Source organism: Polynucleobacter sp. AP-Latsch-80-C2, assembly GCF_018882185.1.
Classification (GTDB): domain Bacteria; phylum Pseudomonadota; class Gammaproteobacteria; order Burkholderiales; family Burkholderiaceae; genus Polynucleobacter.
Map to the genome: position 1 here is coordinate 292,455 of NZ_JACVOY010000001.1, position 19,939 is coordinate 312,393.

22 protein-coding genes are annotated in these 19,939 nt (G+C 45.7%); 17 read left to right on the forward strand and 5 right to left on the reverse strand.

Annotated elements, in window-relative coordinates:
* Positions 1-21: 21 nt before the first annotated feature.
* From ICN47_RS01450 to ICN47_RS01460, 3 genes are read right to left on the reverse strand one after another with little or no spacing between them, the layout of a single operon-like run.
* Positions 22-876 (reverse strand): 3-hydroxybutyryl-CoA dehydrogenase, encoded by an 855-nt coding sequence (locus ICN47_RS01450; protein ID WP_216218129.1) that lies wholly within the window; start codon positions 874-876, stop codon positions 22-24.
* A gap of 1 nt (position 877) precedes the next feature.
* Positions 878-1,585, reverse strand: coding sequence for a glutathione binding-like protein (locus tag ICN47_RS01455; protein WP_216218292.1), 708 nt, complete (start codon positions 1,583-1,585; stop codon positions 878-880).
* A gap of 51 nt (positions 1,586-1,636) precedes the next feature.
* The gene (locus tag ICN47_RS01460) at positions 1,637-2,839 is read right to left on the reverse strand and encodes a pyridoxal phosphate-dependent aminotransferase (protein ID WP_216218130.1); all 1,203 of its coding nucleotides are present in this window, start codon (positions 2,837-2,839) and stop codon (positions 1,637-1,639) included.
* Positions 2,840-2,917: 78 nt separating this feature from the next.
* On the opposite strand from ICN47_RS01460, the gene yaaA reads away from it, so the two are divergent.
* Together yaaA and ICN47_RS01470 are read left to right on the forward strand one after the other, a co-directional pair.
* Positions 2,918-3,694, forward strand: coding sequence for a peroxide stress protein YaaA (gene yaaA, locus ICN47_RS01465; RefSeq protein ID WP_216218131.1), 777 nt, complete (start codon positions 2,918-2,920; stop codon positions 3,692-3,694).
* Positions 3,694-4,905 (forward strand): DUF2863 family protein, encoded by a 1,212-nt coding sequence (locus ICN47_RS01470; RefSeq protein WP_216218132.1) that lies wholly within the window; start codon positions 3,694-3,696, stop codon positions 4,903-4,905. Before yaaA ends, ICN47_RS01470 begins: the two co-directional genes overlap by 1 nt.
* Positions 4,906-4,987: 82 nt before the next feature.
* Here the strand turns inward: ICN47_RS01470 and ICN47_RS01475 are convergent, their stop codons facing one another.
* Both ICN47_RS01475 and ICN47_RS01480 read right to left on the reverse strand, forming a co-directional pair.
* The gene (locus tag ICN47_RS01475) at positions 4,988-5,359 is read right to left on the reverse strand and encodes a hypothetical protein (protein ID WP_216218133.1); all 372 of its coding nucleotides are present in this window, start codon (positions 5,357-5,359) and stop codon (positions 4,988-4,990) included.
* 12 nt (positions 5,360-5,371) lie between these two features.
* A complete protein-coding gene (locus ICN47_RS01480) occupies positions 5,372-6,361 on the reverse strand; it encodes a malate dehydrogenase (RefSeq protein WP_216218134.1) in 990 nt (329 codons plus the stop codon).
* A gap of 136 nt (positions 6,362-6,497) precedes the next feature.
* On the opposite strand from ICN47_RS01480, the gene ICN47_RS01485 reads away from it, so the two are divergent.
* The 15 genes from ICN47_RS01485 to ICN47_RS01555 all read left to right on the forward strand — a co-directional run bounded on the left by ICN47_RS01485 (position 6,498) and on the right by ICN47_RS01555 (position 19,932).
* Positions 6,498-7,259, forward strand: coding sequence for a GntR family transcriptional regulator (locus tag ICN47_RS01485; protein WP_216218135.1), 762 nt, complete (start codon positions 6,498-6,500; stop codon positions 7,257-7,259).
* Between the two features lie 156 nt (positions 7,260-7,415).
* A complete protein-coding gene (gene sdhC / locus ICN47_RS01490) occupies positions 7,416-7,835 on the forward strand; it encodes a succinate dehydrogenase, cytochrome b556 subunit (protein WP_216218136.1) in 420 nt (139 codons plus the stop codon).
* 24 nt (positions 7,836-7,859) lie between these two features.
* Positions 7,860-8,225 carry a succinate dehydrogenase, hydrophobic membrane anchor protein gene (sdhD, locus tag ICN47_RS01495; RefSeq protein WP_216218137.1) on the forward strand — a complete coding sequence of 122 codons (366 nt, stop codon included), beginning with the start codon at positions 7,860-7,862 and terminating at the stop codon, positions 8,223-8,225.
* Between the two features lie 4 nt (positions 8,226-8,229).
* The gene (sdhA, locus tag ICN47_RS01500; RefSeq protein WP_216218138.1) at positions 8,230-10,008 is read left to right on the forward strand and encodes a succinate dehydrogenase flavoprotein subunit; all 1,779 of its coding nucleotides are present in this window, start codon (positions 8,230-8,232) and stop codon (positions 10,006-10,008) included.
* 16 nt (positions 10,009-10,024) lie between these two features.
* Positions 10,025-10,729: a succinate dehydrogenase iron-sulfur subunit gene (locus ICN47_RS01505; protein WP_062308838.1), complete on the forward strand. Its 705-nt coding sequence runs from the start codon at positions 10,025-10,027 to the stop codon at positions 10,727-10,729.
* Positions 10,726-10,995 carry a succinate dehydrogenase assembly factor 2 gene (locus ICN47_RS01510; RefSeq protein ID WP_216218139.1) on the forward strand — a complete coding sequence of 90 codons (270 nt, stop codon included), beginning with the start codon at positions 10,726-10,728 and terminating at the stop codon, positions 10,993-10,995. Before ICN47_RS01505 ends, ICN47_RS01510 begins: the two co-directional genes overlap by 4 nt.
* Positions 10,996-11,077: 82 nt before the next feature.
* On the forward strand, positions 11,078-12,391 hold the full coding sequence (gene gltA, locus ICN47_RS01515) for a citrate synthase (RefSeq protein ID WP_216218140.1): 1,314 nt from the start codon (positions 11,078-11,080) through the stop codon (positions 12,389-12,391).
* Positions 12,392-12,408: 17 nt separating this feature from the next.
* A complete protein-coding gene (gene leuC / locus ICN47_RS01520; RefSeq protein ID WP_216218141.1) occupies positions 12,409-13,818 on the forward strand; it encodes a 3-isopropylmalate dehydratase large subunit in 1,410 nt (469 codons plus the stop codon).
* Positions 13,819-13,828: 10 nt separating this feature from the next.
* Positions 13,829-14,029, forward strand: a complete 201-nt coding sequence (locus ICN47_RS01525) for a hypothetical protein (RefSeq protein ID WP_216218142.1) — start codon at positions 13,829-13,831, stop codon at positions 14,027-14,029.
* Positions 14,030-14,062: 33 nt separating this feature from the next.
* On the forward strand, positions 14,063-14,710 hold the full coding sequence (leuD, locus tag ICN47_RS01530) for a 3-isopropylmalate dehydratase small subunit (protein ID WP_216218143.1): 648 nt from the start codon (positions 14,063-14,065) through the stop codon (positions 14,708-14,710).
* A 23-nt stretch (positions 14,711-14,733) separates the two neighbouring features.
* Positions 14,734-15,804, forward strand: coding sequence for a 3-isopropylmalate dehydrogenase (gene leuB, locus ICN47_RS01535; RefSeq protein WP_216218144.1), 1,071 nt, complete (start codon positions 14,734-14,736; stop codon positions 15,802-15,804).
* A gap of 55 nt (positions 15,805-15,859) precedes the next feature.
* Positions 15,860-17,017 carry an aspartate-semialdehyde dehydrogenase gene (asd, locus tag ICN47_RS01540; protein ID WP_216218145.1) on the forward strand — a complete coding sequence of 386 codons (1,158 nt, stop codon included), beginning with the start codon at positions 15,860-15,862 and terminating at the stop codon, positions 17,015-17,017.
* Positions 17,017-18,390 carry a FimV/HubP family polar landmark protein gene (locus ICN47_RS01545; protein ID WP_216218146.1) on the forward strand — a complete coding sequence of 458 codons (1,374 nt, stop codon included), beginning with the start codon at positions 17,017-17,019 and terminating at the stop codon, positions 18,388-18,390. Before asd ends, ICN47_RS01545 begins: the two co-directional genes overlap by 1 nt.
* Before the next feature lie 8 nt (positions 18,391-18,398).
* The gene (truA, locus tag ICN47_RS01550; RefSeq protein WP_216218147.1) at positions 18,399-19,229 is read left to right on the forward strand and encodes a tRNA pseudouridine(38-40) synthase TruA; all 831 of its coding nucleotides are present in this window, start codon (positions 18,399-18,401) and stop codon (positions 19,227-19,229) included.
* A 25-nt stretch (positions 19,230-19,254) separates the two neighbouring features.
* Complete coding sequence (locus ICN47_RS01555) at positions 19,255-19,932, forward strand: phosphoribosylanthranilate isomerase (protein ID WP_216218148.1); 678 nt, start codon at positions 19,255-19,257, stop codon at positions 19,930-19,932.
* The last annotated feature ends 7 nt before the right edge of the window (positions 19,933-19,939 follow it).

Sequence of the window (19,939 nt, forward strand, 5' to 3'; positions counted from 1 at the left end):
TTTCTATTGAAATAAAAAGAATTACTTATCGTAGGAATAGACGCCGCGCCCAGTTTTACGACCAAGATATCCTGCGGCTACCATTTCACGCAGGAGTGGGCAAGGGCGGTATTTGGAGTCGCTGAAGTTTTCAAAATAGACTTCCATGACTGCTAAGCAAGTATCTAACCCAATGAGGTCTGCAAGAGCAAGAGGACCAATGGGCTGATTGCAACCTAACTTCATACCGGCATCAATATCTTCTGGGCTAGCCAGTCCTTCAGAAAGAACAAAGAAGGCTTCATTAATCATCGGTAACAAGATGCGATTCACAACAAAGCCGGGGGAGTTCTTCACGGTAATGGGTTCTTTACCAACGCGCTTAGCCATTTCAATAATCGCTGCGTGGGTGGCATCGCTGGTCTGAAGACCGCGTATCACTTCGACTAGAGCCATCATGGGTGGGGGGTTAAAGAAGTGCATGCCAATAAAGCGCGCAGGATTTGAGTCCAGTGCAGCGAGCTTAGTAATAGACAGGGATGAAGTGTTGGTAGCAATGAGGGTATCCTTGCTCACAATCTCATCGACCTGATGCAAGATCTTTTCTTTGATGGCTTGATTTTCAGTAGCCGCCTCAATCACCAAACCAAGGCCCCTGAAGTCTTCATAAGAGGTGCTGCCTTTAATGCGCTTCAGGGCTGCATCTTTTGCCTCAGGCGTTAAAGTTTCTTTTTTAACTAAGCGGTCTAAGCTTTTGCTAATTTGCTCTAAGCCGCGAGTCACCGCTGCTTCATTGATATCAACCATGACGACGTCAAGACCGGCAACCGCACATACTTGTGCAATGCCATTACCCATAGTGCCCGCACCGATCACACCGACTGATTGAATCTTCATTTCATTTCCTTTTTTGATACTGGGTTGAACCAAACAATTGCTCTCTTGCTTTAGCGTCGTGCAAGGGTTTACGTAATGCTGTTAATACTTCACATCCTCGCTTTACTTCTGGACGCTCACTCATTTTTTCAAACCACTTTTTAAAATACGGGTAATCATTCAAATCCATTCCCTGATTTTTCCAATTGCGCGTCCAGGGATAAATTGCCATATCGGCTATTGAATAGGTTTTACCAGCAATATAGGGATTATCTTTCAGTTGACGATCCAATACGCCATATAGACGCTTTGCCTCATTGGTATAGCGATTGACTGCATAGTCGATTTTCTCAGGAGCATAGATTCTGAAGTGGTGGTTTTGCCCAAGCATGGGGCCTAATCCGCCCATTTGGAACATTAGCCATTGGAGAACTTCGTATTTGCCGCGAGTAGACGAGGGTAAAAACTTACCCGTTTTGCCTGCGAGGTAGAGCAAGATTGCGCCAGACTCAAAAATGCTTATAGGCTTTCCATCTGGCCCATTTGGATCGACTAAAGCAGGGATCTTATTGTTTGGACTAATTTTCAGAAACTTGTCAGCAAACTGATCACCCGCGCCAATATCAATCGGATGGGCAATCCAATCGCGACCGAGCTTGTAACCACACTCTTCAAGCATGATGTGCACTTTATGACCATTGGGTGTGGGCCAGCTGTATACATCAATCACATCTTGTTTGGATTTGCTCATGGGGTCTCCGAGATTTTTTAGTTGATTTATCTAAAGTTTTTGTAAACGCTCTAATGCATTCGACAGGGTTTGCTCTTTTTTAGCAAAGCAAAAACGAATCACGCCGGACTCTGTAGGCTCTTCATAAAAAGCAGAGACTGGAATTGCAGCCACTCCAATTTCTTTTGTCAACCATTGACAAAAGTCTGACTCATTGAGTTTTGCTTGCGGAATATTGAGCTTGGAATAATCGACGCATTGAAAGTACGTTCCTGGGGTAGGAAGTAATTTCAGTTTTGTAGATGTCAAACCAGATCTAAAAAAATCACGCTTGGCTTGATAAAACTGCGGCAGATTTAAATAATGACTTGCATCGGCTAAATAAGAAGAAAGTCCATATTGCATAGGCGTATTCACGGTGAACACGTTGAATTGATGGACCTTTCGAAACTCTGCTGTCATGGCGGCTGGGGCGGCAACATAGCCTACTTTCCAGCCAGTCACGTGATAAGTCTTGCCAAAGCTAGAGATGAGAAAGCTTCTGGCTGCCAGTTCTGGGTGAGAGGCTACGCTGTGGTGTTGCGCGCCATCATAGACCATGTGTTCATACACCTCATCACTCAAAATGAGTGCAGAAGTATCTTTGACCAATAGAGCAAGACGTTCAAGATCGGCTCTTTCCCAGACCATTCCTGTTGGATTGTGTGGCGTATTAATAATGATGAGCCGCGTTTTTGAATTAATCGCAGCAGTTAATGCTTGCCAAGGAATTTCATATGCACTGACTTGACCATTTTCATCGCGCGTTGCTTGCAAAGAAACTGCCCTGACTTTTCCACCAGCCAATTCAATTGAAGGTCTATAGCTATCGTATGCTGGTTCAATGAGGACGACTTCATCGCCGGGGCTGACACAACATAAGATTGCGGTCAAAATTCCTTGGGTACCACCTGCGGTAATCGTAATCTCAGATTCTGGATCATATTGGTGGCCATATAAATTGGCGATCTTGTTAGCGATCCCATCGCGTAACTCAGAAATGCCAATCATGGGCGGATATTGATTGTGATTGGCAATCATGGCTTGGTTTACCCCAGTAATTAACTGAGGGTCGCATGGAAAGTCTGGAAATCCTTGTCCTAAATTAATGGCTTGATGGTTCGCAGCGAGTGCAGACATCACTGTAAATACCGTAGTCCCAACTTTAGGTAGGCGACTTGGAAATAGAGGGGTGGGGTCCTGAATTTGGCTCATGGAAAGGGTGCGTAGGGATTTAAGGCAGAGTAATCTTGTAGTCGCTAGAATGGAAGTAATACATAGACAAATTGTGCCATGCTGATCGTACTTTCCCCTGCTAAATCCTTAGACTATAAAACGCCTGCCAAGGTCAAAGAACCTACTTTGCCTGAGTTTGTCTCAGAATCGGCTAAGTTAATTGCTGACCTCAAGAAACTAGCGCCCCAAGATGTGGCTAAATTAATGGGTTTATCCGACCAATTGGCAGTGCTTAACGTGGGTCGTTATCGTGATTGGTCTAAAAAATTTACCGAGAGTAACAGTAAGCCAGCAATCTATGCTTTTGATGGCGATGTTTACGATGGCTTTGATGTCAAAACCCTGAATGCCAAAGCTGTGGAATTTGCTCAAGCCCATATTCGCATCCTTTCAGGCTTATATGGTGCACTAAGACCTTTGGATCTCATGCAAGCCTATCGCCTGGAGATGGGTACTGCTTTTAAGAATGCGCGCGGTAAGGATTTGTATGCATTTTGGGGCAGTAGGGTGACAGATTCTCTGAAGAAGATTCTAGCGAAAGAGAAGAAGCCGGTATTGCTGAACTTGGCTTCGGAGGAATACTTTAAGGTGTTGCAAGCCAAAGATCTGGACTGTCCTGTGATTGCTCCAGTGTTTCAGGATGCCAAAGACGGCAAGTACAAGATTATTTCCTTCTATGCCAAGCGGGCTCGTGGCTTAATGGCTCGCTATGTTGTCGAAAACCGCATTAGTGACCCCGCTGATTTAAAGGGGTTTAATTTAGATGGTTATCAATATTGTGCTGCTGAATCAACAGCCATGAAGCCAGTCTTTAGACGTGCAGAAAGAAAATAATGGCTGTACATCGCACTAAGTCCTCGCAGCGAAGCTCTCCCGATGTGGAGCGCTTGGTTGCTGATGCTATTTCTCTAGCTGCTTCTGGCAGTCAGGTAGAGGATCGATTTTGGGAAGAGCGTCTCAATGTTCGTCTGATGCGCTTACTTAAAAGCCAGAATCAGAATGTGATTGATGCAGCATTAGATCAAACCTTCCGTATCAATACCGTAGCCTTTGAAGTCTTGGCAGATTGTGCTGAAACTTTAGCGGAATCCTTGCGTATTGAGCATCAGGGTCAAGAGTGGGATGTTCTTTTATTGGCTTTACCGATTGTGGCCCATACGCGTTATCAAATTCCTTCGGGGCCATTACCAGTCAATATCATTGAGTCCACCGCACAAGCCTTGCATGCTGCGATTGCTGCTAGTGATACCCGCTTAGCAATCGTTCCCTGGCTCTACAGTATTGATCAGATGCCCCATTCGCATTGTCAAACTCGAGTATTAACTGAGGCCTTAGCTAATGCTGCGATCTCCTCAAATGAGGTGAAGTTAGAGTTGCGAGACATGACTGAAACAATCGCAGTGCTTGCGGATCCTCGCTTTATCATCACTGCATTATGTGCGCCTACCGGCTCACCGATATTTCGTTGGCAGGCAGAACCACCAACACGCCAAGAGCGTGGCGTTAGTTTGATCGGTTGGCAAAATGCCATGCATGATCCGATTGCCTCATTACTCCCGGGTTGTGAATTCGAACTATTGCTACCTGAGGCCTACTTCACCAACTGTCGCCTAGCAGACAAGCATGTTCGACCCTTAAGCATTCGTGCCGCAGTCAACTTCTTAGAGAGTAGTTTGGGTATTTTGCCGGCAGGACTGTCATGTGTTGTTGGTGCTTTTGGTGAAGAGCAGGCCGATGAATATCGTATTTCATTTAGCGCAAAAGGCTCCTCAGAAATCATCTATGGCGTAATCTGGCCTTTATATGATCGTGAAAGCGTCAGTAACGATGCCTTGAATGATTTGTCAGATGACGAGAGTCCTATCAAGAAAATATGCGATGCATTGCATGATGCTGGTGTGGAGGATGTATTCCGTCATGCCATGCTATTTGATCCAGAATTATGTGATGACTGTGGTGCGCCTTTGTTTCCAGATCGCTCTGGAGAGGCAGTGCATGCGGAGATGCCTGATGATGCACCCACGCAACAACCCTTATTTCATTAAAGCAAATCTCTAAGCAATTCTTTTAAAATAGGACAATAAAAAAGCCGAGGATCGCTCGGCTTTTTTATTGAGTGCTAATTATTTAGTTTGGTACAAAAGGTTCTGCACCTGCAAACAAGTAAGGTAATTTGCCTGATTTCATTTCTGCTGTTTGGCAGAAATCAGCCAGACGAACGCCTGCCTTAATGTTAAAGAGCATTGCCTTGTTGCCAAGCACTACAAGATCATGACCAGAGGTTGTGTTCTTGTAACGCAAGCTACCAGGTAAGGAAGTTTGACGATCTAAGTCATAAGATTTGGCTTCCCAAATAATACGAATTTTCTCAGTTGTACCTGCGGTTTTGAACTGTTTATTTTCGCTACACGTCCAAACCACTTCTTCATTTGCAATCGCGTTGGCAGTAAAGCCTAAGCCTGCAATCGCAACGCTTACAGCAAGAAGAGTTTTTTTCATTGGGTATTTTCCTTAAGAGAGCAAATGCTTAACGCCAGCTTGCTCTTCGAGTAATTCATTGAGGGTGTGATTCATGCGCTCGCGAGAGAACTCATCGATCTCTAAACCTTCGATCATTTTATATTCACCATTTTCGCAAACTACTGGGAAGCCATAAATGACTTCGGCTGGAATGCCGTATTCACCTTTTGACGGAATGCCCATAGTGACCCATTTGCCATTTGTACCCAGTACCCAATCATGGATGTGATCAATTGCGGCATTCGCCGCAGAAGCTGCAGATGAAAGGCCGCGAGCATCAATAATGGCTGCACCACGCTTGCCAACAGTTGGAATGAAAACATCTTTATTCCATGCTGCATCGTTGATGGAATCTTTTACAGACTTGCCATCAATCGATGCGAAGCGATAGTCTGGATACATTGTTGGGCTGTGGTTACCCCAAACAACCAACTTCTCGATATCAGCAACAGGCTTATTCAATTTGTTAGCCAATTGTGAGAGTGCGCGGTTGTGATCAAGGCGTAACATCGCTGTGAAGTTCTTCGCAGGAATATCTGGAGCAGACTTCATGGCGATGTAAGCATTGGTATTAGCTGGATTACCAACTACCAATACCTTGACAGTTTTCTTGGCAACGGCATTCAATGCTTTACCTTGCGCTGTGAAAATTTGCGCGTTAGCGGAGAGCAAATCTTTGCGCTCCATGCCGGGGCCGCGTGGACGTGCACCTACCAAGAGGGCAACATCAATGTCTTTAAATGCAGTCATTGGATCTGAATGAGCGCTCATGCCTGCTAAAAGCGGGAATGCGCAGTCTTCGAGCTCCATCATGACGCCGCCTAATGCTTTTTGTGCTTTTTCGTCTGGAATTTCAAGTAATTGCAGGATAACGGGCTGATCTTTGCCCAAAAGGTCGCCATTGGCGATACGGAATAAGAGTGAATATCCGATTTGACCGGCTGCACCGGTTACAGCGACACGCATTGGGGCTTTTGCCATTACTTATTACTCCAGAGGATGGTTAAGAGGGTTAATTAATGAAAACTTTTCTATTATCCATTCAAGTGTATGGACTTTCCATTTACACTGTCAATGATGTCTTATATAAGACTTAGAATTAGCTGAATTTTATCCAATGGATGCTTGTCATGGAGTTAATTTGTCAGAAATAATCCTGCCCACCCCTTCATTTAGCCCTCTGTACCAGCAGATTAAGGCCATGATCTTGGCCAGTCTGCAAGCCTCAGAATGGCTGCCTGGGGCTGCTATTCCAAGCGAAATGGAGCTCGCAGCCCGTTATGCCGTCAGCCAGGGTACCGTCCGCAAGGCAATTGATGAGTTAGCCGCTGAGAATCTGCTCGTGAGACGCCAGGGTAAGGGCACTTTTGTTGCTACCCATCAGGAAGACGATTGGCAGTTCCGTTTTTTGCGCCTGGCTCCGGATTCTGGTGAGAAATTTCACCATACCAACCAGTTTTTGGCCTGTGAAAAGGTCTCTGCAGTTCCGTATATTGCCCATTTGCTTAAATTAAAGGCAGGGGACCCTGTCATTCATATCGATCGAATCCAGAGTTTTGCTGGGAAGCCCATTGTTTTTGAGGAAATCTGGCTACCTGGCAATCGTTTCAAGGGCCTCAGCCTTGAAGTCATTAATGAATGGCATGGTCCGATGTATGCCTTTTATGAGAGTCAATATGCCACCCATATGGTTCGAGCTGAAGAGAAGATTAAGGCCGTAGCAGCGGACGAAAAATTAGCCTCCCATCTGCACTTGCCCGTGGGCTCTCCTTTGCTTTCTGTAGAGAGGGTGGCATTTACCTACGGGAATAAACCAGTAGAAATTCGTCATGCTCGGTACGATACTGCTGAACAGCATTACGAGAACAAATTGAACTAAGCTTATCCGCATACATTGAAGCTTCCTTATCTGTAAAAACCAGTATTTAGACCCTAAAAACCCTATAAAATCCACACCACGTTCAAGGTTTCCAATAGAATATGTTGCGTTACAACAAAATCACACTGAACCTCCACCTAAAGATTGAGATTGCCCATGGTTGATGCACAGCAAGAAGTAAAAAAAGACAGACCTGTATACCGAAACATCGGTCTAGCCCAATTGATTAAATACCGCCTTCCTTGGGCAGGTAAAGTTTCCATTCTTCATCGCATTAGCGGAGCAGCATTGTTCCTCTTGTTGCCATTTATTTTGTATCTCTTTGATCAGAGTCTCGCATCTGAGATGAGTTACCAAAAGTTCCAGGCTTTTACTAGCAACATCTTGGTAAAAATTATTTGCCTCGGTTTGATTTGGTGTTTCTTGCACCACTTCTGTGCTGGTATTCGCTATCTCTTGCTCGATTTAGAAATCGGCGTTGAGAAGTCAGAAGCCAATCGTTCAGCAATTTTTGTGCTGTTTCTTGGTTTGGCTTTGACTGCAGTTGTTGGCCTCAAATTATTCGGCTTGTATTAAGCGCACATCATTTAAGGAAATTTCATGCCTATTTATCAGATTGGACCAAAGCGCTTAGTAGTAGGTGCTCATTACGGTCTCAAAGAGTGGATTATTCAGCGCGTTACTGCCATTGTGATGGTGGTGTTTACGGTTGTTCTATTAGTTGACTATTGCATCACTGGTAGCGCGACATACGAAGGTTGGGCTGGTTTGTTTAGTAATCAGTTCATGAAGCTTCTAACGCTTTTGGCTTTTATCAGCTTGTTCTACCACGCCTGGATTGGTGTGCGTGATATCTGGATGGACTACATCAAGCCAGTCAGCATTCGTTTAACACTGCAAGTGTTAACCGTTTTGTATCTCGTAGCGTGTGCGGCCTATGCCGTTCAAATTTTGTGGAAAGTGTAATTCGATGACTGCAATTAAAAAATCATTGCCACGTCGCCGTTTTGATGCGGTTATTGTGGGTGCAGGCGGTTCAGGTATGCGTGCTTCATTGCAGTTAGCAGAAGCCGGCTTGAATGTTGCCGTATTAACTAAAGTATTTCCAACGCGTTCACATACTGTTGCAGCACAGGGTGGTATCGGTGCTTCATTGGGTAATATGAGCGAAGACAATTGGCACTATCACTTTTATGACACCATCAAAGGTTCTGACTGGTTAGGTGACCAAGACGTTATCGAGTTTATGTGTCGCGAAGCTCCAAAAGTGGTTTATGAGTTAGAGCATTTTGGTATGCCCTTTGACCGTAACCCTGACGGCACTATTTATCAGCGTCCATTCGGTGGTCACACTGCAAACTATGGCGAGAAAGCAGTTCAGCGCGCTTGTGCTGCTGCTGACCGAACTGGCCATGCCATGTTGCACACTTTGTATCAACGTAACGTACGCGCCAAAACCAATTTCTTTGTAGAGTGGTTGGCGCTTGATTTGATTCGTGATGATGCCGGTGACGTTGTTGGTGTTACTGCACTCGAAATGGAAACGGGTCAGGTATATATCCTCGAAGCCAAGATAGTGATGTTGGCAACCGGTGGTGCTGGCCGCATTTGGGATGCATCTACCAACGCATTTATTAATACTGGCGATGGCATGGGTCTTGCTGCTCGTTCAGGCATTCCATTGGAAGATATGGAGTTCTGGCAATTCCACCCAACCGGCGTAGCTGGTGCGGGCGTGCTGTTGACAGAAGGTTGCCGCGGTGAAGGCGGTATCTTGCGTAATAAAGATGGCGAGCGTTTTATGGAGCGCTATGCACCAACTTATAAAGATTTGGCGCCACGTGATTTCGTATCACGCTGTATGGACCAAGAAATTAAAGAAGGTCGTGGTTGTGGACCGAATGGCGACTATGTGGTTCTTGACTTGACCCACATTGGCGCTGAAACCATCATGAAGCGTTTGCCTTCTGTATATGAAATCGGTATTAACTTTGCTAACGTTGACGTTACAAAAGAGCCAATTCCAGTTGTGCCAACCATTCACTATCAGATGGGCGGTATTCCAACCAACATCAATGGTCAAGTTGTTGTGCCAGGTAACGGCAAGCACAATGAAATCGTGAACGGTCTCTATGCCATTGGTGAGTGCTCATGCGTTTCTGTACACGGTGCAAATCGCTTGGGTACTAACTCCTTGCTTGACCTCTTAGTGTTTGGTCGTGCAGCAGGTAACCACATCGTTAACTTGGATCTCAAGAATCGTGAGTTCAAGCCATTGCCTGCAAATGCTGGTGAGCAGACTTTGGAGCGTATTGCTGCTCTCGATAACTCTACCTCTGGTGAGTATGCTCAAGATGTAGCAAATGACATTCGTAAGTGCATGCAAAAGTATGCAGGCGTATTCCGTAATCAAGAATTGATGGATGAAGGTGTTCGTCAAATGGCTAAGTTGACCGAGCGCGCAAAGCACTTATGGCTCAAAGATAAGTCCGAGATTTTCAATACTGCCCGTATTGAAGCTTTGGAAGTGGCTAACTTGGTTGAGACTGCAAACGCAACCATGATTTCTGCAGCAGCACGTAAGGAAAGTCGTGGCGCTCACTCGCACGATGATCATCAAGAACGTGATGATGAAAACTGGATGAAGCATACGCTTTGGTACAGCGAAGGTAATAAGCTGACCTATAAGCCAGTTGTATTGCAGCCATTGACTGTTGAGTCCTTCCCACCTAAAGAACGTACTTTCTAAGTAAAAGAGATAGAAGATGAGTGATATCCGTATATTTGAAATTTACCGCTACGATCCAGATGTTGATGCAGCTCCACGTATGGAGCGTTATGAGTTAGAACTTACTGGTGAGCGGATGTTGTTGGATGCTTTGATTTCCTTGAAAAAGCAAGATGAAACCATTTCGTACCGTCGCTCATGCCGTGAAGGTGTGTGCGGTTCTGATGCGATGAACATCAACGGTAAAAATGGCTTGGCTTGCTTGACCAATATGTTGACTTTGCCTAAGGTCATCACATTGCGCCCATTGCCTGGCTTGCCAGTAGTGCGCGATTTGATCGTCGACATGACATTGTTCTTCAAACAATACTTGTCGATTAAGCCTTACTTGGTAAATGATAATCCACCTCCAGAAAAAGAGCGTCTCCAGAGTCCTGAAGAGCGTGAAGAGTTGAATGGTTTGTATGAGTGCATCTTGTGTGCGTCTTGCTCAACTTCATGCCCATCATTCTGGTGGAATCCGGATAAGTTTGTTGGACCAGCTGGCTTGCTGCAAGCCTATCGCTTCATCGCCGATAGCCGTGACGAAGAAACCGCACAGCGTCTTGATAACTTAGAAGATCCGTACCGTTTATTCCGTTGCCATACCATTATGAACTGCGTGGATGTATGTCCTAAGCACTTGAATCCAACGAAGGCGATTGGCAAGATCAAGGAGTTGATGGTCCGTAGGGCGGTATGACCCTAGGAAATGCAGAGTTATATCGTTTAAAGAGCGATGCCCGTAGGGGTTTGCTTGAGAACGATTTAATTCTGCAACGTTTCTTTGAGCGCCATGGTGCTCAGCTAAACGAAGAGGATGGAAAAGTGTTAACTCAGCTGTTAGCTTTAGATGACAACGATCTAATGGATTTATTGATTGGACGTAAAGATTCTGTTGCAACACTGGAGAAGGAGATGGAGTCAGGATCCTTTAAAACAGTTTTACAAAAGCTGAGAGAGAAGTAATTCAGTCTTTTGGTGCAGTGGTAGCGGAAGCGTGTGATCGAATAGTGTATTAATCATAATTTTGAATGACTAAGGATTAGAAATGATTGAATCGGACATCAAGGCAAAACTCTCGTTTTCAGATGGCACCCCAGATATTGATCTGCCAATTTACAAAGGGACTGTGGGTCCTGACGTAATTGATATTCGCAAGCTCTACGGCCAGACTGGTAAATTTACATACGACTCAGGCTTTCTTTCTACTGCTGCTTGTAATAGCAAAATTACCTATATTGATGGCGACAAAGGCGAGCTTCTGTATCGCGGTTATCCGATTGAAGATTTGGCAGGAAATTGCGACTTCTTAGAAGTTTGCTACCTCTTGCTCAATGGCGAGTTGCCAAACGCAACTGAGAAAAAAGGCTTTGAAGAAATGGTCATGCACCACACCATGGTTCATGAGCAAATGCAATTCTTCTTGCGCGGCTTCCGTCGTGATGCACATCCAATGTCTGTATTGACAGGCTTGGTTGGTGCAATGGCTGCTTTCTACCATGATGAAATTGATTACAGTGATGAATATGCCCGTGAAGTAGCACAAATTCGTTTGATCGCAAAGATGCCAACTTTGGTTGCGATGGCCTATAAGTATTCCGTTGGGCAGCCATTTATCTATCCAGATAACTCTTTGTCTTATACCGCTAACTTTATGCGCATGATGTTTGCAACACCATGTGAAGAGTACAAAGTAAATCCAGTATTGGTACGTGCTTTGGATCGCATCTTCACATTGCATGCAGACCATGAGCAAAATGCATCTACTTCTACTGTGCGTTTGTGCGGATCTTCAGGTACCAATCCGTTTGCAGCGATTTCTGCTGGTATTGCTTGTCTCTGGGGTCCAGCGCATGGCGGTGCTAATGAAGCTTGCTTGCAGATGCTCAATGAAATTCAAGCCAATGGTGGCGTTGAAAAGATTCATGAATTCATTGCACAAGTTAAAGATAAAAACTCTAGCGTTCGTTTGATGGGCTTTGGTCACCGTGTTTATAAAAACTTTGACCCACGTGCAAAATTGATGCGTGAAACTTGCTATGAAGTATTGAATGAGTTGGGTCTCCAGGATGATCCATTGTTCAAGTTGGCAATGACACTCGAGAAGATTGCTTTGGAAGACGACTATTTTGTTAGCCGTAAGCTTTATCCAAACGTAGACTTCTACTCAGGTATTGTTCAGCGCGCACTTGGCATTCCAACAGAAATGTTCACTTGTATCTTTGCGCTGGCAAGAACAGTGGGTTGGATTGCTCAGTGGGAAGAAATGATTACTGATCCTGAGTACAAGATTGGTCGTCCACGCCAGCTGTACGTTGGTGAAACTGCCCGCAAGGTTCCAAACATTTCTGTTCGTAAATAAAGGTCTTAAGGTCCCTCATGTCTCGTACGCTTTATGACAAATTGTGGGATGACCACGTTGTTTACTCTGAAGAGGATGGCACAGCCACAATCTATATTGACCGTCAGTTATTGCATGAGGTAACCAGTCCTCAGGCATTTGAAGGTTTGAATTTAGCTGGCCGTCCGGTTTGGCGCATTTCTGCCAACCTTGCTGTATCCGATCACAATGTGCCAACGACAGATCGCTCAGAAGGTATTGCTGATCCTATTTCTAAGTTACAAGTGGATACCTTGGATCAGAACTGCGATGCCTTTGGTATTACGCAATACAAGATGAATGATGCCCGCCAAGGAATTGTTCATGTCATTGGGCCAGAGCAGGGTGCAACTTTGCCTGGCATGACAGTAGTTTGTGGCGATTCTCATACTAGTACACACGGCGCATTCGGTGCCCTGGCTTTCGGTATCGGCACTTCTGAGGTAGAGCACGTCCTTGCCACTCAAACTTTGCTGATGAAAAAGAGCAAGAATATGTTGGTGCGCGTGGATGGTCGTTTGCAACCAGGTTCAACCGCGAAAGATATTGTCTTGGCAGTGATTGGCAAGATCGGTACAGCGGGTGGCACTGGTTACACCATCGAATTTGCTGGCGAAGCGATTCGCAATTTATCAATGGAGGGTCGTATGACCCTTTGCAATATGGCGATTGAAGCTGGTGCCCGCGCTGGTTTGGTTGCTGTCGATGAAACCACTATCGAATATATTCAAGGTCGTCCTTACGCTCCTAAAGGCCCAGCATTGCTTCAGGCCTTGCAGTATTGGAGAACCTTGCATTCTGATCCTGATGCCAAATTTGACGCAGTAGTTGAATTGCGTGCCGAAGAGATTGCACCTCAAGTAACCTGGGGTACATCACCAGAAATGGTTTTGGCAATTAGCGAACGAGTACCTGATCCAGAAAAAGAGCGGGACCCTAATAAGCGCTCTGCGATGGAGCGCGCATTGGAATACATGAATCTGATTCCGAATACGCCGCTCAGCAATATTACGATCGATAAAGTATTTATTGGCTCATGCACTAATAGCCGCATCGAAGATATTCGGGCTGCTGCTAAAGTCGTTGACCGCCTCGGTAAAAAAGTGTCACCAAATGTGAAGTTGGCGTTAGTGGTTCCGGGTTCTGGTTTGGTTAAAGCCCAGGCTGAACGTGAAGGCTTAGACCGTATTTTTAAAGCTGCTGGCTTTGAATGGCGTGAGCCAGGTTGCTCTATGTGTTTGGCGATGAATGCTGATCGCTTAGAGCCAGGCGAGCGTTGCGCTTCTACTTCAAACCGTAATTTCGAGGGGCGTCAGGGTAACGGTGGTAGAACCCATTTAGTCAGTCCTGCAATGGCTGCCGCCGCTGCCATCGAAGGCCATTTTGTTGACGTTCGAAAAATTTCATAGGGGTATTACAGTGCGCAAATTTCTTTCTTTATCCTTAATTGCTCGTCTTGCCTTGATTGGCCTAGCAGGCTTGTTGATATCTGCTTGTAGTAGCACCATGGAAGGTATGGGTAAGGATTTGCAAACCATGGGTAATGCCATGGGTGGCTCACAAAGCAATAATCCATCCCAGACCAAGGGCAAGGATGTTGTAGTTACTCCAATTAAATAAGTTACGCATTTACTCAGAAGCAAAGTCAGAATCATGGAAAAATTTACGGTATACAAAGGTTTAGTTGCTCCGCTTAATCGCGAGAACGTGGATACCGACGCGATTATTCCGAAGCAGTTTCTCAAGTCGATTAAAAAAACGGGCTTTGGTCAAAACTTATTTGATGAGTGGCGTTACTTAGACCATGGCGAACCAGGACAAGATTGCAGTAATCGACCAATGAATCCTGACTTTGTATTGAATCAAGCACGTTACAAAGATGCTGGAATCTTATTGGCACGTAAAAACTTTGGCTGCGGTAGCTCAAGAGAGCATGCGCCTTGGGCATTAGATCAGTATGGTTTTAGAGCGGTGATTGCTCCGAGCTTTGCGGATATCTTTTTCAATAACTGCTTTAAAAACGGTCTTTTACCGATCGTTTTGACTGAGCAGCAGGTTGATCATCTTTTTAATGAAACGATGGCATTTAATGGCTATCAGCTCACTATTGACCTTGAAGCCCAGCAAGTTATCGCTCCTGATGGCACCGCTTACAGCTTTGATGTAGCCCCTTTTAGAAAGTTCTGCCTACTCAATGGCTTGGACGATATTGGCTTAACCCTGCGCCATGCAGATAAAATCAAGGCTTATGAAGCCGAGCGCATTCTCAAGATGCCTTGGCTTACGACACAATTGCCGTAATTTTGTAGAGTTAAGGGTCTTTCATGAAAATTGCAGTTCTCCCGGGCGATGGTATTGGCCCGGAAATCGTCGCTCAAGCCGTTCGTGTTCTCAAAGCACTTGGACCTCAATTTGATTTAGAGGAGGCTCCTGTTGGGGGAGCTGCTTATGACATTTCGGGTCATCCTTTGCCGCCGGCTACTTTAGAGCTGGCGAAAAAAGCAGATGCTATTTTGTTTGGTGCAGTAGGGGATTGGAAATACGATACCTTGGCTCGCGAACTACGTCCTGAGCAGGCTATTCTCGGTTTGCGTAAACACTTAGAATTGTTTGCAAATTTCAGACCCGCTATTTGTTATCCAGAATTAACCGCCGCTTCTAGCTTGAAGCCAGAAATCATTGGCGGGCTAGATATTTTGATTGTGCGCGAACTGAATGGTGATATTTATTTTGGCCAGCCTCGTGGCATTCGCACTTCTGAGCTGCCTTTATTTAAAGGTGCCCGCGAAGGCTTTGACACAATGCACTACAGTGAGCCAGAAGTAGAGCGCATTGGTCGAGTTGCCTTTGAGGCTGCACGTAAGCGCGGCAAAAAAGTCTGCAGTGTTGATAAAGCAAACGTATTGGAAACTTCTCAGTTATGGCGTGAAGTCATGATTCGGGTTTCAAAAGAGTATCCGGATGTTGAGTTATCCCATATGTATGTGGATAACGCGGCGATGCAATTGGTCAAAGCGCCAAAAGCATTTGACGTCGTTGTCACTGGCAATTTGTTTGGCGATATTCTGTCGGATGAAGCGGCTATGTTGACTGGCTCCATTGGAATGCTGCCATCGGCCTCATTAGATAAAAATAACAAGGGCTTGTATGAGCCAAGTCATGGTTCAGCTCCTGATATCGCTGGTAAAGGTATAGCCAACCCATTGGCTACGATTCTATCGGCCGCCATGATGTTGCGTTACTCCTTGGGAATGCCGGCTGAAGCCGATCGAATTGAGAAGGCTGTACAAAAGGTATTGGCGCAAGGTTTACGTACAGCTGATATCTATACCGAAGGTACAAAAAAGGTTTCTACCATTGAGATGGGTGATGCGGTTGTAGCAGCCCTCGCCTAAATATTAGAAACACATTGCAAGAAAATCATTCATCTTATTTATTCGATAGTTCATCATGGCAAATACAAAAACTCCTTTAGTAGGTCTAGTCGGCTGGCGCGGCATGGTGGGCAGTGTGCTCATGGAAAGAATGCTCGCTGAAAAAGATTTTGATTTTATTGAGCCAGTATTTTTTAGTACTAGCCAAGCTGGTGGTGAAGTGCCATTGCTCAATGGTCAAAAGGTCACCAAGAGCGAAAGCACTTTGCAAGATGCCAATGACATTAAGGCCTTGTCTCGTTGCGACATTATTTTGACTTGCCAGGGCGGCGATTACACCAATGAGATTTTCCCTAAGCTGCGTGCTGCTGGCTGGAATGGTCATTGGATTGATGCTGCTAGTGCCTTGCGCATGAAAGATGATGCGGTATTGGTCTTGGATCCAGTAAATCGCTCTGTGATTGATAAGGCATTAGCTGCTGGTGGCAAAAATTGGATTGGTAGTAACTGCACCGTCAGTTTAATGATGATGGCTATGGGTGGCTTGGTAAAAGCAGACATGGTTGAGTGGATCAGTGCTATGACCTATCAGGCTGCTTCTGGTGCAGGCGCTCAAAATATGCGCGAACTCCTCTTGCAAATGGGCGCTTTGCGCGACAGCGTTGCTACCGAGTTGGCGGATCCTTCTTCATGGATCTTGGATATCGATCGCAAAGTCACTGAAACTTTACGCTCTACAGATTTTCCAAAGAAAAATTTCCGTAATACCGCTCTGGCTGGAAGCTTGATTCCGTGGATTGATGTTCCAGTAGAGAATGGTCAAACTAAAGAAGAGTGGAAGGGTGGCGCTGAGTTCAATAAGATCTTAGGTCGTCCAGCATTCCGTACTCCTGGCAGTATTCCAATTGATGGTTTATGTGTCCGCGTGGGCGCAATGCGTTGCCACTCACAAGGCTTGACGGTCAAACTCAAGAAAGATATTCCACTCAAGGAAATCGAAGCCATTTTGGCCAATGACAATCAATGGGTCAAAGTGGTTCCGAATGATCGTGAAACAACTGAGCGTGATTTATCTCCTGCTGCAGTTAGCGGTACCTTGACAGTGCCTATTGGGCGTTTGCACAAAATGGCCATGGGACCTGAGTACTTAGGCGCATTTACTGTTGGTGATCAATTATTGTGGGGTGCTGCAGAACCATTGCGTCGCATGCTCCGCATTCTGCTTGAACATTAATGTCGCGATCAAGCCAACTAAGCTGCTTTAAAGCACTTTGCATTGTTTGGCTGAGTTGGTCTTGCTCTGCCTGGGCAGTCTCATTGGGCTCGCCTCAATTGCTTTCTCGCCCAGGAGAACCACTCCGCGTTGAAATCCCGATTCGCATCGGCTCTAGCGAAGAAGAAGCGCTGTCTACTCTTAAAGCTGTTCTACCAAACAAGGCGGCATTTGAGCGTCTTGGCATTTCTCCAAAAATCTTAGAGCTCAACCCGCAGGTAATGGTGTATCGCAACCGTCAGGAGCAATTGATGGTCTTGCTGGAGACTGTGAATCCAGTTCCATTAACAGATGATCCATTTATTGATGCGCTCATTAATATCAATTGGGCTAGCGGTAGTCTCACGAAAACCTATACCTTGCTATTGGGTGACGTGCAAAAGGTAGTGATAAAACCAGGCCAAACATTATCGGAAATCGCTGCCTTGATGCTGCCTCAGTTAGATGGCGCGACATTGGATCAAGCCATGTTGGCTTTATTTAAAGCGAACCCAGATGCATTTGCTAGCGGTAGCATTAATCGCTTAGCTGCTGGTGCTGAACTCAACAAACCTAGTCAAGCACTCTTGAGATCGATTAGTCCTGCCGAAGCCAATCAATTTGTTGCGGATGCCAATGAGCAATGGCGTGAAGGTAAGGGCGCAACCAAATCTTCTGATGTATCTTCCAAGACTGGATCAAGTCAATCAGCAGAGTCAGGACAAAAAGACCGTCTCAAGATTGGATCAAGCGCAGATAGCGGCAATGATGAAAAGCGCTTTACTGAAGAGCTGGTTGCCCAAGAGAAAGCTCTAGAGCAAGCTAAGGCTCGTGTTTCTGAGCTTGAGAAAAATATTGCAGACTTGCAGCGCTTGTTGGATAAATCCAAAGAGAAGAAAGCGGTTGAAAATAATTTTGGGCTAGGGGGTTTTGGTCCAGCTATCTTAGGGGTTGGCTTAATCTTGCTGACGGGGATATTACTGTGGGCTTTGGCTCGCAATGCACGTCGCTCAGAGCTCACTGTATTGAAGGTGCCGACAGGCCATGGTGATGCAAAGCATGAGCCTCAATTGCCAAGGGTAATGCCAGAGCGTGCCAAAGCATTGTTTGCTGGAATTGACCTCGATTTATCTAAACCATCTTCAAATCCTGCGCCTGTGCTGCCCAAGTCAAATCCGCTGTTAGATGCATTGCGAGTGAAGCTCAATCTTGCTCGTGCCTACATCACTATTGAGGATTATGCGGCAGCCAAAAAGTCACTTGATGAAATTTTGCGCGTCAGCAACTCCGTGGATCCAGCGTTGACGATTGAGGCTCAAGGGCTGTTATCTGAGCTGAATCATCGCAAGGCCTAAGACTTCAAATGCGAATAGCGCTTGGTCTCCAGTACGACGGTAGCTCTTACTCGGGTTGGCAAACGCAATCCAATGGCAACACAGTTCAAGATGAATTAGAAAAGGCGATCTCTGCCTTTATTGGAGATCAGGCAAGTAAAGCCCATCCGGTGAGTACGATTACTGCTGGTAGAACGGATGCAGGGGTTCATGCATTGGGGCAAGTGGTGCACTTTGATAGCAATGTAGAGCGCGATCCTTTCTCATGGGTGAGGGGGATCAATTCTTTTTTACCCAAGTCTATTGTTGTGAACTGGGCTAAAGAAGTGTCAGATGAATTTAGTGCACGATTCTCTGCATTTGAGCGTACTTATATTTATGCTCTGCATGCTGGACCATGTCGTGCGCCGCTCGTTAATTCTCGCGCTGGATATCTACTACTGCCTCCTCAAAAATGGTTTGATATTGATGCCATGAAAAAATCTGCTCAGTGTTTAATTGGTGAGCATGATTTTTCTGCGTTTAGATCTTCAGAGTGCCAAAGTAAAACGCCAGTAAAAACGATTTACTCAATAGACATCCTTTCGCAAGAGCCTTGGCTGTATTTCCGGATCAGAGGTAATGCGTTTTTGCACCACATGGTACGCAATATAGTCGGTTCTTTTTTGCAAATTGGTACGGGCAGACAAGATCCTGAATGGATGGCGCAATTGCTACTGGCTAAAGACCGTCGTTTGGCAGCCCCAACCTTTATGGCAGACGGTCTGTATTTGGCCAAAATTGCCTATCCTGATCAATTTGATATTCCTATGCCTTGGTTAGAAAACTCTTGGCTCCCGAATGAGCTCACAGGCGCTTAAGGGTCGACGGCCTTATTATTGATATATGGGCTTACTGACATATTCTCCGACCCGTACGCGGGTCAAAATCTGCGGATTACGCACTCCAGCGGATATTGATGCTGCTGTGGCCGCAGGGGTGGATGCGGTAGGATTTGTGTTTTATCCGCCCAGCCCACGTGCTGTAAGTCCTAATATCGCTGCCCAGCTGATTTCTAGGCTTCCAGCAGGGGTAGATGCGGTTGGCCTACTTGTAAACGCAACAGATGCTGATTTTGCTGCGATTAAAGCCATTGCACCCATCACCTTATGGCAGTTTCATGGGGATGAGTCCCCAGAGCACTGTGCCGCCTTGGCCAATGGGGAGCCTTGGATGAAAGCCGCTAGGGTGGGGCAAGCCTTCGCCTTCAATGATTTTTCCCTACAATATGGGCATGCAAACGCTTTTCTGCTGGATGCTCTCGTTGAGGGCTATGGTGGGGGAGGCGTCCCTTTTGATTGGCAAGGAATTCCGCAGACATGGGTAAGCGAAAACGCGCCTCGGGTCGTTTTGAGTGGTGGATTGAACACGCACAACGTGGGCGAGGCAATTGTACGCCTGCATCCTTGTGCGGTTGACGTCTCTAGTGGCGTAGAAAGCAGCAGGGGTGTTAAGGATCCTGTACTCATGGCTGACTTTGTAAAAGCGGTGCGTGCAGCAGATGCTAAAACATCATCCCAATAATTTGCTG